The sequence below is a fragment of the Dokdonia sp. LLG6352-1 genome, from assembly GCF_045055815.1.
GTDB classification, from domain to species: domain Bacteria; phylum Bacteroidota; class Bacteroidia; order Flavobacteriales; family Flavobacteriaceae; genus Dokdonia; species Dokdonia donghaensis.
In genome coordinates this window covers 238925-252969 of sequence record NZ_CP159329.1, presented here as the reverse complement: position 1 = coordinate 252969, position 14045 = coordinate 238925, and the positions used below count along the sequence as shown (strand labels likewise).

Genomic DNA, 14045 nt, shown 5'->3' with positions numbered 1-14045 from the left:
TTTAGTACGCTTTCGCGAAAGCGTTATATCATACATTTTAACTCGTTATTTGGTCTCATCATATTATTTATTTACAAAGAACTCCATATAAAAGATAAAAATGGCCATTGCAAAAATAAAGTAACCAAAACCTTTTTTGAGCTTCTGTCCATCTATAAAATTACTTAAATAACTGCCTATAAAAATTCCCACAAGAGAGATTAGTGTAAAAATGGAGAGAAATACCCAGTCTACATCCATCGTTAAAGCGTCACCTAAAAAGAAGCCCATAAGAGATTTAAAAGCTATAATTATGAGTGATGTGCCTACGGCTACTTTCATTTTTATGTTTGCAAGTATTACTAGGGCGGGTATGATTAAAAAACCACCACCGGCACCTATCATACCGGTAATAGCACCTACCAGCAATCCTTCTATTAAGATAAGAGGATAGTTATAAGAAACCTTACCATCATTTTTTTCTGGGCATTCTTTACGCTTTTTGAGCATTGAGAAAGCTGCTGGTATCATTAGTATTGCAAAGAGGCCAAACATTGCCATCCTGCGTGTAAAATCAAAATCACCTATGGTAAATAAAACGTCTGGTAAAGCTGGAACTACATAATGCCTTACCACTGTAACTCCTGCAATAGCAGGAATACCAAATACTACCGCAGTGCGCCAGTCTACATATCCTTTAAGATGCTGTTTAAGCCCGCCCACGAGCGCACTAGCACCTACAATAAATAAAGAGTATGCAGTTGCTATTTTTTCGTTTACAGAAAACAAATATGCAAGAACAGGTACCGCAAGTATGGAGCCACCACCACCTATGAGACCTAAGGAAATGCCTATAATGAGTGCACTTATATATCCTAATACTTCTAAAACTTCCATAATGAAACTTTGTATTTTACAGCAAATGTATTCTGATATAAAACTACTGGCGGTAACAAAGGTTACATAGCTAGTCTAAATCTATGATTTCTATATAATTTCTATGTAATTCTATTTTACCTAGTTTTTCTAATTTCTTGAGAAGTCTGGATATAACCACTCTCGAGCTGTGTAGTTCTCCTGCAATCTCTTGGTGTGTGTTGCGTATGCTGTTATCTTTATTAACTCTAGATTTCTCTCTAAGATAATCTAGTAAGCGCTGGTCCATATTGTTAAAAGCAATAGTATCTATGGTATGTAACATTTCGTTGAGACGCGTGTGGTAACTTTCAAAAACAAAATTTCTCCAAGATTTATATTTTGAGGTCCATAATTCCATTTTTTGGACAGGTACCATTATAAGTTTAGTGTCTGTTTCTGCTATGGCTCTAATCTCACTTTTTGTTTGCCCTAGGCAGCAACTCATAGTCATAGAGCAGGTATCACCTTTTTCTAGGTAGTAGAGTAGGAGTTCATCCCCTTCTTTATCGTCTCGTAATATTTTTATAGCACCAGATATAAGTAAAGGCATACCTTTTATGTAAGAGCCTATCTCCATAAGTTTAAAGCCAGCGGGAACTTCTTTATAAGTCCCTACTTGTGCAATCTCGTTTAGTAAGTCGTCTTCAAAAAGTTGACCGTAATTTTGCTTAAGTTCTTGAATCATTTATATATAAATAAGTCAGTTTGTAAATTACAATTATGATGATAGATACTTCAGTTTTTATGAAGCATTACATTACTACTGTATTTTTTGTACTGTAAAGTTAACCTAATTCTAATGTCCTTTAAGTAACAAAAGTTACAGTAAGAAAGATATAGAATTCATTAATTTTACAAAATGAGATGAGCCTTTTAAAAGGTAGCAAAGTTTGTAAGATTACTAGCAAATTACGTCTACTTATACGTGTAAAAGTCTAGCACTCTAGTTTAGAACATATGGAAAAATATTTGATAGGTTTTAAAGATGCAATTTTAGGTACCATAGACTGGACCTGGAAATCTGTCATTTTTGAAGTCCCTTGGTATTCAAATTACTTCTGGGGGCTTATCATTTTATCGTTACTTGTATGGTCTATGGAAATACTCTTCCCTTGGAGGAAGGAGCAATCTGTTTTTAGAAAGGACTTCTGGCTAGATGGGTTTTATATGTTTTTTAATTTCTTCTTGTTTGCAATAGCGATAAGCGGTTTTTATAAGCTATTGCAACTTGGTTTTGAAGATATAGGGATAAGCGAAGATTCTCTAGCGCTCTTTGATCCATCTTCTTGGCCTATGTGGAGCCAGTTACTCGTCTTTTTTATTGTACTAGACTTTGTGCAATGGTTTACACACACCTTATTACATAAATATCCTTTTTTCTGGAAGTATCATAAGGTGCACCATAGTGTAAAAGAAATGGGGTTTGCAGCACACTTGCGCTATCACTGGATGGAGAATATTCTCTATAAACCACTTAAGACATTTGGTGTAATGATTCTTTTTGGTTTTGAGCCTACGCAGGCATACATCGTGCACTTTATTGCTATAGCAATAGGTCACATAAATCACGCTAACATTAAGATTACCTGGGGACCTTTAAAGTATATTTTTAATAACCCCGTAATGCACTTGTATCATCACGCATATACCATTCCCGAAGGAACTTATGGCGTAAATTTCGGCATATCGCTAAGTGTATGGGACTATATTTTTAAGACAGATTATATACCTGAAGATAGCGGTACCATAGAGCTAGGTTTTCCCGGAGATGAGGTTTTTCCAAAAGACTTTGTGAGTCAAAACACCTACGGCTTCAAAAAAGGACAAGAATAGGGTAGTAGTACGCTTTCGCGAAAGCGTAATTACAAATAAACAATCGATAATCGGGGCTATCTATTCAAAAAGCTCAGATGATAGGTATCTATCACCACGATCACATATAATACTTACAATAAAACCACTCTCAAGTGTGCTTGCCAGTTTAAGTGCTGCTGCTGTAGCGCCACCGCTGCTCATACCCGCAAGAATACCTTCTTCTTTAGCAAGACGTCTAGCCATTGCAATTGCCTCTTCTGTACTTACTTCAAGAACACGATCTACCTTTGAAGCGTCAAATATAGCTGGGAGATAAGCCTCTGGCCATTTACGTATACCGGGTATTCTAGAACCGTCTGTGGGTTGTACGCCCACTATCTCAACATTTTTATTTTGTTCTTTGAGGTAGGTTGAGGTACCCATAATGGTACCTGTTGTGCCCATAGATGATACAAAGTGAGTTACTTTTCCATCTGTATCTCTCCAGATTTCTGGACCTGTAGACTTGTAGTGTGCTTTCCAGTTATTATCATTAGAAAACTGGTTAAAGCTGTAATAGCCTTCATTTTTTACTTTGTCGATAGCATAATCTCGAGCGCCTTCTATACCGTCTGGATGTAGCGTAACTTTTGCACCATAAGCGCGCATAGTTTGTACTCTCTCTTTGGTGGCCTTTTCTGGCATTACAAGCTCTATATCTAGACCATAAATGGCTGCAATCATAGCTAGTGCAATACCCGTATTACCACTTGTAGCCTCAATGAGTTTTGACGTTTTATCAATCTCACCTGCATCTAGAGCCGTCTTAATCATATTAAGAGCAGCACGATCTTTTACACTCCCTCCAGGGTTATTTCCCTCAAGTTTAAAATATAGATCTACGTTTGGGTTTGTATTAAGTGTAGTAGACTTTACAAGTGGCGTATTACCTATTCTATCTATGAGTGTTTTATTCATTTTTTCTTATTTGTTTTTGTAGATACTTGTAGCTCTGGTCTATGTACGACAAAGGTATGTGGCTCTATAGATGAGGTTATCCAGGTGTTACCTCCTATAACGCTGTGCTCACCTATTACTGTATCACCACCTAGTATAGTAGCATTTGCATAAATGGTTACGTTGTCTAGTATAGTAGGATGGCGTTTTGTGTTTTGTAATTCTTTAGTCACAATAAGCGCTCCTAGCGTTACTCCCTGATACAGTTTTACGTGATTGCATATCTCAACCGTTTCTCCTATAACTACACCTGTACCGTGGTCTATAAAAAAAGAGTCACCTATGGTAGCGCCAGGATGTATATCTATACCTGTAAGCTGGTGAGCATACTCTGTCATTAATCTTGGTATGAGTGGTAGGCCCAGATTGTAAAATTCTCTTGCCATTCTATAAATTGATATGGCAAAAAAGCCAGGGTAGGCAAGGTAAACCTCTTCAAGTGATTGTGCAGCAGGATCATTTTCAAGTATAGCCTGTGCATCTTTTTTGAGATTAGTGCAAATAGTAGGTATCACTTGCATAAAATCTGTCCAAGTCTTACAGGGTTTTCCTTTTATATTAGGACACGCAATATCTCTAATAGTTAAAAATAACTCTTCTAGAACTATAAGAGATGATTGTACATCTGTTTCAACATCAAAGAGTGTGTTAAAAAGAAGTTGAGCAAATCGCTGTGACTCCTCTTTTAACCGTACAGTAACGTGTACTTCTTTTTTATGAGCATTTATTGCATCTACAAGGTGTGATACCTCCATAAGTTATAAAATCTGGTGATGCGCCTAATTTATTAGACTTATTATAATACAAAAATAAGGTAATTATAAACGCTATGTTAGTAGTAGCTATGCAGGTCTATTTGAGTCTATAGTACTGGCTGCCTTTTTACGGGATTTATCATAATTAAAGAAAAATTGTGCCCAGATAATTTTAGATAGTGCATAAAGAAGCGGGAAAAGCACGATAAGAGATACCACAAAAGATATCATAAGTGAAGATGGAGTAAGCTCTTCTCTAAATATATAATTTAATACAACTACGGCCATAAATAAAGCAACCCCTAGAGCATAAGAAACATAGTAAGACCCTTGGTAGAAACCCGTTTCAAGTTCAAACTTTGTATTGCAGCAAGAGCAACGCTTGTGTACTTTACCCATTGTGCTAAACTTATAAGGGTGCCCTTTAAAAAAATCGCCTTCTTGGCACACCGGGCATTTCATAAATAACACGCTATATAGTTTGGTTCCTTTGAGCATAATAAGAAGTTTTATGTAAAAATAATCGGTTGTTACGACCTTGTAAGTAACTATTGTTACATAAGGAGAGATAATATAACCGCGAGAGAGAAAGAATATTAAATTGTGAGTTTTATATTTCTATTTTAAGCATAATTATTACCTTAGTCGTTCTATATGATGACACAACCAGATGCTTTAATTGCTAGATTTCTTCAAAAAGACGCTATATCTTTTGAGAAGATATATGAGCTGTATAGTGAGAGCCTCTTTGGTGTTATTAATAGCATACTGCACGATAAAGAATTATCTGAAGAGGTACTACAAGACACTTTTGTAAAAATCTGGAATAACTCAGATCGTTATAATCCTAAGAAAGGTAGATTCTTTACCTGGATGCTCAACATAGCGCGCAACAGTGCAATAGATAAAACAAGATCTAAGGCATTTAAGAATCAACGTAAAAACCATACAGCCGAATATTTCGTAGATATTCTTGAAGCGAGAGGGAGTTTTAATACCTCTGTAGACGCTATAGGGATTCAAAAATTTGTAGACGTTTTAGAGCCGCTTTGTAAAAAGATAATTCACTTTTTGTTTTTTAAAGGGTATACCCAAAAGGAAACAGCCGAAGAGCTAGATATTCCTCTTGGAACTGTCAAAACAAGAAATAGAATTTGCATAAAAAAATTAAGAGATATCATAGGAGTAGAATGAAAGACCCACAAACATATATAAACTCAGGAGTGCTAGAACTCTTCGTATATGGCACCCTTCCTGAGGAAGAGATGGTCGAGGTTGCTCACGTCGTAGCTCAAAATTCTGTACTTCTACACGAAGTAGTTTCTATAGAAAATAGCTTAATGAAACTTGCCAGCGCAGCCGCACCGGCTCAGGTGGCAGACTTTAGTAACCTAAGAAAGTATATAGATGTAAATGGTAAAGTAATACCGCTTTCGCGAAAGCGAACTCCTATACCTACCATAATATTATGGGCAGCTGCCATTCTTTTACTTGCTGGTGTAGGTTATTTATACACTGAAAACAGTAAGCTAGAAAACCAGCTTGTAGATACAGAGCGAGAGTTATTATTACAAGAGTCTAAAACCCAAGTAGCCGAATCTGATTTACAACAAACAAAGGATATCCTTAACGTGATAAGACAGCAAGATCTTATCGCTGTACCACTAGGAGCTCAGGCCGTTGCACCAGAAGCATATGCATCTGTGTACTGGGATAAAGAAAATGGTAAAGCTTATATAGATGTAAAAGGTCTTCCAGAACCTCCACAAGGAAAGGTGTATCAAGTATGGTCGCTTACTTTAGAACCACTCACGCCTACCAGCTTAGGGATACTAGACCAGTATGATGTTACGGGAAATCAAATCTTTGAACTTGATAATCCTAACCAGTCTGAAGCATTTGGTATCACGCTAGAACCTGCCGGAGGTAGTGAATCTCCTACTCTTGAGCAACTATATACGCTGGGTGTAGTAACCTCTTAATATTCTTCTTAAACTTTATATATAAGACACTAGTCGCAATTCTGTGCCTTCTCGTTTGTCTCATATAACTCATTAACTCATCCTTAATCTATGTTTGTTAATGTGAAGAGTGTTTTTCAATCTGAGTTGGGTTATGAGCAAAAAAAACGACCTACTTAAAAAAGTAGATCGTTCACAAACAAACTAAAAAACTATCCAACCTTATAGCTTTTATACTATATCAATACTTACGTAAATGCTTGTTTCTTGGTTTCTTATTATAAATTTTTTATTTGTGAGTAGGTTACTGGTCCTAACTCATAACTTGTTTCTAAGAGTTCTTTCTTAAGAGGAGTGAGATCTTTTTGCATACCTAATGCTTTATAGATTTGTGCTGTGTGAAATTGTGCTACAGGCTCATATGTTTTGCCTATTACGTGCTCCTCTGCTATAATAAGTGCTTGCGCATAATCTCCTTTTCCATAATGTGCGTGTGCTAGTAAATCATAAGACATAGGGGTGGGGCGGTTACTCACCTCCCTTTTTGCAAGAGCAATAGCTTTATCTGCTGTTTCTGGCTGAGATGCATAAAGCTCTACAAGATAAGCTCCATACATATCACCGTAGTTTATGGCAGTGGCGCTATTTATAAATTCCTTCTTTAAATCTTCGGAAGTTTTGTGATCTCCTATATACTCATAGATTTCAGATTTTAATAAGGTATAGTCTGGACTTTTAGTGTCTTTTTCAATCGCTTTAATAATTCGTAATGCCTCTTGAGGGTTATTCTCATAAGAATACGTTATCCAGGCAATTCCTTTTTTCGCGTAAGCGTTAGAAGGGTCTAGAGTTAAAGTCTTAAGATAGTGGTTGTAAGAATCTCTTATGCGACCAGCGTGACCATAATAATCTGCTAGGTTTGTATATACCCATATCTTAAGATCTGGAATATTGCTGCGCTCTGCGATGCGCATTGCGTTTTCCATATGCTGTATGGTGGCGTCTAGATTACCGCTGTAGTCTTCCCACTTTGCAAGTCTTATTAAGTAATTGTAGTTAGAAAAATCTGCTTCTTTGTCCAGTAATGTTTTTGCTTCTTTATACTTACCTAGCTCCATTGCTACATCAAATAAAACAAAATTGCTAGCGCTTACCTCACCGCCTACTTGTGCGGCAGAGTCTATGATAGTTTTTGCTTCTTTAAAACGGTGTTGAGTGATATAGTTTTGAGCGAGAGCGCGTAAGTAGTTGTCTTTACCTATCGCCGCTTTTTGTGCAGCTTTGTGCAAATTTTGCTCAGCCTTTTTGAGCATCTCGATATCTGCATTTTGATTAAAAAGGGCGGTGTAAGTTCCTGCGCTTTTACTTAAATCTATTATTTGCGAGCTGTCCTTTTTAATACGACTGTTCCAGAAGGCAACTTGATCATTAAGTTCTGAAATTACCTTACTATTTGAGGTGCTGAGATATGCATTATAATCATTTTGATCTGTGAGGATATCCTCCTTATGGCTATGACACGATGTGAGAAAGATTAATGTACATAGCACTATGAGGTATTTTGTATATGGTAGTTGGCGTGTTTTCATAGTTTGTTTTATTAAAAAAAAAGGGACTGAAAAACTTCAGTCCCTTTATCATTATTTATTGGGGAACTAGTGATTTGTTGAGGAACTAGTGAGGTCCTTCTAGGTATGGGAACGTGGTGCTTGGGTTTTCACCAGTGTTTGGTACATTATCTGTAACAAGAATTGGTAAGTCTGCCACGCCATCATTATCAAGATCTTGACCATTAAAACGGTCACCATTATTACCTCCAAAAAGGAGTATAAGTGATACATCTACAACATCATCTGTAAGATTACGACCAGTAAGTACATTACCATCACCATCTATATATGTAGTAGGTGCATCTGGCGCAACTTGTAATACATCTGCCGCGAGAACTGTTGTAAGTGTTGTTGCATCTAGACCTAATACATTATTTTCATATTCTACACCAAAAGCAGCGTGTAATGCAACTGCTCTATCAAGAAACCCTTGCTGAAAGTTTGCTACCATCTCAGATGGTATTGTAAGGTTAAAGCTGTTTTTTGAAGCGCTATCTCCATTAAGAACGGTGTTTATAGCGGCTCTTCCCATCTGGTCTTCTTGAGCAAAAGTTCCTTCAAAGTTAAGCTCCTCCATTTCCATTTGTTCTTCTGGTGCTGGTATAAATAAATCGTCATCATCGTTACACGATACAAACCCTGCGAGTACAGCACCTACTAATAGGTATTTTATGTTTTGTAATTTCATCTTTATGTGTCTTTAGTAATATTATTGTTGTCTTTTTGCTTCTACCCAAGTATTCCATACTTGTACATCAAATCCTGCTGGGTGAGCTACTGTAGGTCCTATAAGGGCGTTAGGGATTTCTACAACTATTGATAGCACATTTGTACCGTCAAAGGTGTCTACTGCATTTTCGGCAGTTTGAAAACCTCCATTAGGGCCATTGTTTTCTGCATCTCCGCCTATAACAGCATTAAAAGTTCCAAAATCAAAAAAGAAAGGATCTTCTCTAGGGCCTGCAAACATTTTAATACCACCTTCTGTAGTTTCTGTAATAGCATTACCATCTGTAGTAATCGCTACTGAACCTATCATTTGAGAAGCATCTATTGTACTATTTAACCCTGTGCTAGAAGGCGCATATGGCCCAAAAAAGTACATTCTCCCATCTCTAGCTATAGCTTGTATCACGCGATCTTCTACAAGATCTCCCGTGTTATCTATATTAAACTCAACTAGAACGTTCTCGTCAAATGTTGCGTCGTTACCTGCTGGCGCTAGCGAGCTCTGTACGTTTGCTACAAATACGGTGTTGTCTCCATTTTCTGCACTTTCAAAGGCAAAATAATCTGTGATGTCTGCCGTGGTTCCTCCCACAGCTGGTGCATCTAGGTGGTCTGCCGCGATAAGAGCACCCACTCCAGCAACAAGTGCGCTGGCAATTAGAATTTTTGATACTGTTTTCATTGTTGTATGTTATTTATTTCAGATATCTACGCAGCTTATGTGCTATGGGTTTTATGGCATACGTTAAACTCTTGTTAACATAATTTTTCAAAACAGCATTCTACAATCCCTCTTTACACAAATTTTACAAGCAGTTTGTGCAATTTTCAATAGAGTATAATACCTTAGACCTTATACAAACACCATAGTAAATGAATACATTATTAGGAATAGGGAGTAGAATAGATCACCATAAACTTGGAAAAGGGGTGATTACAAATGTAACATCAGAGTTATATTGGGTAACCTTTATAGACGGTGGTCTAGAGACCATCACGCTAGATGATCATTTTGACGTGATAGAAGCTATAGAAGATGAGGTAGATACTGTAAGTTTTTATGAAGTAGAGAAGTCTTTAAGAGACTTGTTAAAAAGATATAGTGACATCTCTGAGGTCGTCCCACTTGCAGATAAGTGGAGAGGAGGTACCCTCACAATGAACCCAAAGGATAGTAGCCTAGCCTCAAAAGAAATTCCTATAGATAGTTTCTTTCATAAAATCGTGATGGTGCGCGACCGTATACGTGTGATGGAGCAAAAGATAAACGCGAGTAAAACTCTTGATGATCAAGATAAAATAGACCTACAACAGTATATTACCCGCATCTACGGAAGTCTTACTACCTTTAATGTCTTATTCAAAAATAGCTCTCATAACTTTAAAGGAGCTTCTTCAAAGAAGTAAGAATCCTTTAGACTATACCTATTAAGTACAACTATAGACTAATAGGCGCTTGTAGGTTTTAATTACGCTTTCGCGAAAGCGTAAAACATCTTTTATTACATTTGAAACTATTAATCATCAATCAAATATATTTATATGGAATCACCACAACCTCAATTTTTACCAGTAAGCGCACTCTCAGACGAGCAGCGCGTAGACTTCTACCGAAAGACATATACCTATGTTGCGCTAGCGGTATTACTTTTTATCGTTACTGAGTACTTATTTTTTCAATCACCAGTTATAGTAAACTTTGCAATGTCACTTACGGGTGGATGGAGTTGGTTATTATTACTGGGAGCATTTATGTTTATTACAAACTATGCCGAAGGCCTAGCACTTAACTCCCGTGATAAGAAGAAGCATTATCTAGCGCTAGGTATCTATGTAGTGGCCGAAGCCTTTATTTTCATACCCTTATTGCTCATTGCTTTCTCAATGATAGATGGTGTTGAGATGCTTCAAAAAGCTGCTGTAATGACTATTGCACTCTTTGCGGGGTTATCTGGAGTGGTGATTATAACAAAAAAAGATTTTTCGTTTTTAAAATCAATACTCACTATAGGTTTCTTTCTTGCTCTAGGTCTTATGGTTGCAGGTTTGTTATTTGGATTTGACTTAGGACTCTGGTTTAGTGTAGGGATGGTTGCTCTTGCTGCAGGGTCTATACTTTATACAACCTCAAATATGGTTCATAAATATGATGAGGAGCAGTATGTCGCTGCTGCCTTAGGCTTATTTGCATCACTTATGTTATTATTTTGGTACATACTTAGAATATTTATGTCAAGAGACTAGTAATACCAAGTTTTATAAAAACAAAAAAAGCCATTGCTGTATAAGCGATGGCTTTTTTATTTACTTAATTGACCACTTATATAATCTGTGATTTTAGATTTTTAATTGTGGTAACAGGATTTTCGGCCTTAAAAACATAGCTTCCGGCTACGAGCACATCTGCTCCTTTTTCAATAAGTTGTGAAGCATTTTTATTTGTTACACCACCGTCTATTTCTATAAGCGTGGTCGCACCTTTTCTTATAATGAGAGAGTTGAGCGCAGCCACTTTATCATAAGTATTTTCTATAAATTTTTGACCGCCAAAACCAGGATTTACACTCATCACACAAACTAGATCAATGTCTCTTATTACATCTTCTAGTAGAGATATAGGTGTGTGTGGGTTAAGTGCTACACCAGCTTTCATACCAGCATCTTTTATAGCCTGTAGTGTTCTGTGTAAATGCGTGCAAGCCTCATAATGTACAGTAAGAATATCTGCTCCCAAATCTGCAAATGTCTGTATGTACCTATCTGGATCTACTATCATTAAGTGCACATCTATAGGCTTACTAGCGTGCTTAGTGATATCTCTAAGTACTGGCATACCAAAAGAGATATTAGGCACAAAAACACCATCCATAATATCTATATGAAACCAGTCTGCATTGCTATTATTTATCATTTCTATATCACGTTGCAAGTTTGCAAAGTCTGCTGCTAGTATAGAAGGGGCTATGAGTTTTGAAGACATAAAAGATTCTTTAGGGTAAAGATAAGATTATCTAAATATTGAAATGAAAAATCCCCGGTAATCAGCCGGGGATTCATTCATCAATCAAAAAACGAACAGTTATGATAAACTGTTGTTGCGGTTATTAAGTCGCCAGAGGCGTTAATTACTTACATTAGTTCGGTAAAGATACCAAAACTTTTATTTTACAAAAAGTTAAACTGAAACTTTAAGAGATTATGCACTTTATCGATGCATATATCACGTTTATCCCAGATATGTTTTAAGAATTTTACTTCTTGAGGTATGCTTGAGTCTACGTATAGCTTTTTCCTTTATCTGTCTAACTCGTTCTCGAGTAAGGTCAAAGGTTTCTCCTATTTCTTCTAGCGACATAGGTCGTTGGTCTCCTAGCCCAAAGTAGAGTCTCACCACATCTGCTTCACGAGGGGTAAGTGTCTCTAGCGCTCTCTCTATTTCTGTTTTAAGAGATTCGTGCAATAAAGCACGGTCAGGGTTAGGTGATTCTCCAGAGTTTAATACATCATAAAGATTAGAATCTTCTCCTTCTACAAGAGGAGCATCCATACTTATATGACGTCCAGAGTTTTTAAGAGACTCTTTTACATCTTTTATAGTCATATCCAGCTCCTTTGCAATCTCTTCAGGACTAGGAGGACGCTCGTTAGCTTGTTCTAAAAAAGCAAAAGTCTTATTAATTTTATTTATGGAGCCTATCTTGTTAAGTGGTAATCTTACTATACGTGACTGCTCTGCTAGCGCCTGTAAGATAGACTGTCTTATCCACCATACAGCATATGATATGAACTTAAACCCACGTGTCTCGTCAAAGCGTTGTGCCGCCTTGATAAGTCCTAGATTACCCTCATTAATAAGATCTGGTAGTGTAAGCCCTTGATTTTGGTACTGTTTTGATACAGAAACTACAAAACGCAAATTTGCCTTAGTGAGCTGTTCCAGAGCACGGTGATCACCCGCTTTTATGCGCTGTGCTAGTTCTACCTCTTCCTCTGCAGTAATAAGATCTACTTTACCTATTTCTTGTAGGTACTTATCTAAAGAAGCAGTCTCTCTGTTTGTTACCTGCTTAGTAATTTTAAGCTGTCTCATAGGGCCGAAATAAACTTGGGTTAGCGTTCATTTATTATACGAGGCAAAGTTGCAAAATGTTACAAAAATCTTAAAGTTTTTTTTAAGTGGTTTTTTAGTTATAGCTTAAGGCGCTTTTTCAAACCTCACAAAACACTGGTTTTTATACTTATATATTATCAGTAGTTTCAACTTTAGCAAGTATGTACAGTTTAATGTATCATAAATGTGAAGTGAAGGAGTTACGCTTTCGCGAAAGCGTAAAACACAACGTTTGGAGACTCAATAATATTATATAAAGCTTTTAAACCATATTGCTATTAAATATCTTTGCAACCTATGATAAGCTTACCTCTTTTTATTTCGGGTACCGAGATTGCCTTCATTATTTTTATAGTGATTATGGTTTTTGGTGCAGATAAAGTCCCAGAAATCGCACGTGGTCTAGGGAAAGGTATGCGTCAGATTAAAGACGCTACAAATGATATCAAATCTGAAATAACTAAAACTGCAGAGCGTAACGATATAGATCTTGATGTAACTAAGGATATCAAGAAAGAAATAGATAAGGCAAAGGAAGATATAAACGACATCACGGGGCCTATTAAAAGATCGCTCTAGATGTGGGAGCAACTCCAGCAATGGGATAGGTCATTATTTATATACCTTAACAGTCTGGGTATAGAAGAATATGATGCCTTCTGGATTTTTGTCACTAAGATTGAGCACTGGACACCGCTCTACATTCTCTTTTTTATTCTCTTTTTTATAGTTTACACACGTCACAAGGCATTTATAGGTGTAGGTATAACACTCTTAGTTTTTGTCACAACACTAGGTCTTACAGAACTTGTAAAAAATACAGTAGGTAGACTAAGGCCTAATAATAATACAGAACTTTCAGAGCTTATACGGGTATTACAAACTCCGGGTAACTTTAGCTTTTTTTCCGGTCACGCAGCTGTTTCTTTTGCAATAACCACATTTGTTGTACTGGCATTGCGATCAAGGTTTAAGTGGGTGTATTTATTTTATATCTGGCCACTACTTTTTATTATGAGTCGTATTCTTGTGGGGGTCCATTACCCGGGCGACATATTTGTAGGGGCACTTGTAGGAACTACTATAGGCTTTGTTTTTTGGAAATATCTAGGTAGGCGCTTGCTGTTAAAGGCGTAATCATTACCTATATAAAAACATATTCTTTAAAATT

Annotated in this window: 17 protein-coding genes; 7 read left to right on the top strand and 10 right to left on the bottom strand. The window is 36.8% G+C overall.

All coding sequences use genetic code 11. From position 1 onward, the window contains the following. Positions 1-63 precede the first annotated feature (63 nt). Together ABVM49_RS01110 and ABVM49_RS01105 are read right to left on the bottom strand one after the other, a co-directional pair. Positions 64-876: a sulfite exporter TauE/SafE family protein gene (locus ABVM49_RS01110; RefSeq protein ID WP_405202679.1), complete on the bottom strand. Its 813-nt coding sequence runs from the start codon at positions 874-876 to the stop codon at positions 64-66. Between the two features lie 70 nt (positions 877-946). Further along, positions 947-1582, bottom strand: a complete 636-nt coding sequence (locus ABVM49_RS01105; protein ID WP_038599736.1) for a Crp/Fnr family transcriptional regulator — start codon at positions 1580-1582, stop codon at positions 947-949. A 272-nt stretch (positions 1583-1854) separates the two neighbouring features. Between ABVM49_RS01105 and ABVM49_RS01100 the strand changes: the two genes are divergently transcribed. Next, positions 1855-2730 carry a sterol desaturase family protein gene (locus ABVM49_RS01100; protein WP_405202677.1) on the top strand — a complete coding sequence of 292 codons (876 nt, stop codon included), beginning with the start codon at positions 1855-1857 and terminating at the stop codon, positions 2728-2730. Positions 2731-2790: 60 nt separating this feature from the next. Here ABVM49_RS01100 and cysM read toward each other — a convergent pair whose 3' ends face one another. The 3 genes from cysM to ABVM49_RS01085 form a co-directional block, all read right to left on the bottom strand. After that, positions 2791-3669, bottom strand: coding sequence for a cysteine synthase CysM (gene cysM, locus ABVM49_RS01095; protein WP_405202676.1), 879 nt, complete (start codon positions 3667-3669; stop codon positions 2791-2793). After that, on the bottom strand, positions 3666-4463 hold the full coding sequence (gene epsC, locus ABVM49_RS01090) for a serine O-acetyltransferase EpsC (RefSeq protein ID WP_405202675.1): 798 nt from the start codon (positions 4461-4463) through the stop codon (positions 3666-3668). The genes cysM and epsC overlap by 4 nt, the downstream gene beginning before the upstream one ends. A gap of 87 nt (positions 4464-4550) precedes the next feature. After that, complete coding sequence (locus ABVM49_RS01085) at positions 4551-4961, bottom strand: DUF983 domain-containing protein (RefSeq protein WP_405202674.1); 411 nt, start codon at positions 4959-4961, stop codon at positions 4551-4553. A 156-nt stretch (positions 4962-5117) separates the two neighbouring features. Between ABVM49_RS01085 and ABVM49_RS01080 the strand changes: the two genes are divergently transcribed. After that, entirely contained in the window at positions 5118-5657 is a 540-nt protein-coding gene (locus ABVM49_RS01080; protein ID WP_405202673.1) for an RNA polymerase sigma factor, read from the top strand. Further along, positions 5654-6445: an anti-sigma factor domain-containing protein gene (locus ABVM49_RS01075; protein ID WP_405202672.1), complete on the top strand. Its 792-nt coding sequence runs from the start codon at positions 5654-5656 to the stop codon at positions 6443-6445. The genes ABVM49_RS01080 and ABVM49_RS01075 overlap by 4 nt, the downstream gene beginning before the upstream one ends. 257 nt (positions 6446-6702) lie before the next feature. On the opposite strand, the gene ABVM49_RS01070 is transcribed toward ABVM49_RS01075, so the two are convergent. The 3 genes from ABVM49_RS01070 to ABVM49_RS01060 form a co-directional block, all read right to left on the bottom strand. Continuing rightward, complete coding sequence (locus ABVM49_RS01070) at positions 6703-8013, bottom strand: tetratricopeptide repeat protein (RefSeq protein ID WP_405202670.1); 1311 nt, start codon at positions 8011-8013, stop codon at positions 6703-6705. 85 nt (positions 8014-8098) lie between these two features. Continuing rightward, the gene (locus tag ABVM49_RS01065; RefSeq protein WP_035327714.1) at positions 8099-8722 is read right to left on the bottom strand and encodes a DUF4331 family protein; all 624 of its coding nucleotides are present in this window, start codon (positions 8720-8722) and stop codon (positions 8099-8101) included. A gap of 21 nt (positions 8723-8743) precedes the next feature. Then, entirely contained in the window at positions 8744-9445 is a 702-nt protein-coding gene (locus tag ABVM49_RS01060; protein ID WP_405202669.1) for a DUF4331 family protein, read from the bottom strand. Between the two features lie 191 nt (positions 9446-9636). Here ABVM49_RS01060 and ABVM49_RS01055 point away from each other — a divergent pair, with 191 nt between their 5' ends. Then, positions 9637-10170 carry a hypothetical protein gene (locus tag ABVM49_RS01055; RefSeq protein ID WP_405202668.1) on the top strand — a complete coding sequence of 178 codons (534 nt, stop codon included), beginning with the start codon at positions 9637-9639 and terminating at the stop codon, positions 10168-10170. A gap of 135 nt (positions 10171-10305) precedes the next feature. Then, positions 10306-11007, top strand: coding sequence for a Bax inhibitor-1 family protein (locus ABVM49_RS01050; RefSeq protein WP_405202667.1), 702 nt, complete (start codon positions 10306-10308; stop codon positions 11005-11007). Positions 11008-11083: 76 nt separating this feature from the next. Here ABVM49_RS01050 and rpe read toward each other — a convergent pair whose 3' ends face one another. After that, positions 11084-11743: a ribulose-phosphate 3-epimerase gene (rpe, locus tag ABVM49_RS01045; protein WP_380033375.1), complete on the bottom strand. Its 660-nt coding sequence runs from the start codon at positions 11741-11743 to the stop codon at positions 11084-11086. Positions 11744-11989: 246 nt separating this feature from the next. Then, positions 11990-12853, bottom strand: a complete 864-nt coding sequence (locus ABVM49_RS01040) for an RNA polymerase sigma factor RpoD/SigA (protein ID WP_035327724.1) — start codon at positions 12851-12853, stop codon at positions 11990-11992. 318 nt (positions 12854-13171) lie between these two features. On the opposite strand from ABVM49_RS01040, the gene ABVM49_RS01035 reads away from it, so the two are divergent. Beyond that, positions 13172-13453, top strand: a complete 282-nt coding sequence (locus ABVM49_RS01035; protein ID WP_035327726.1) for a twin-arginine translocase TatA/TatE family subunit — start codon at positions 13172-13174, stop codon at positions 13451-13453. Next, the gene (locus ABVM49_RS01030) at positions 13454-14011 is read left to right on the top strand and encodes a phosphatase PAP2 family protein (RefSeq protein ID WP_405202665.1); all 558 of its coding nucleotides are present in this window, start codon (positions 13454-13456) and stop codon (positions 14009-14011) included. Positions 14012-14045 lie beyond the last annotated feature (34 nt).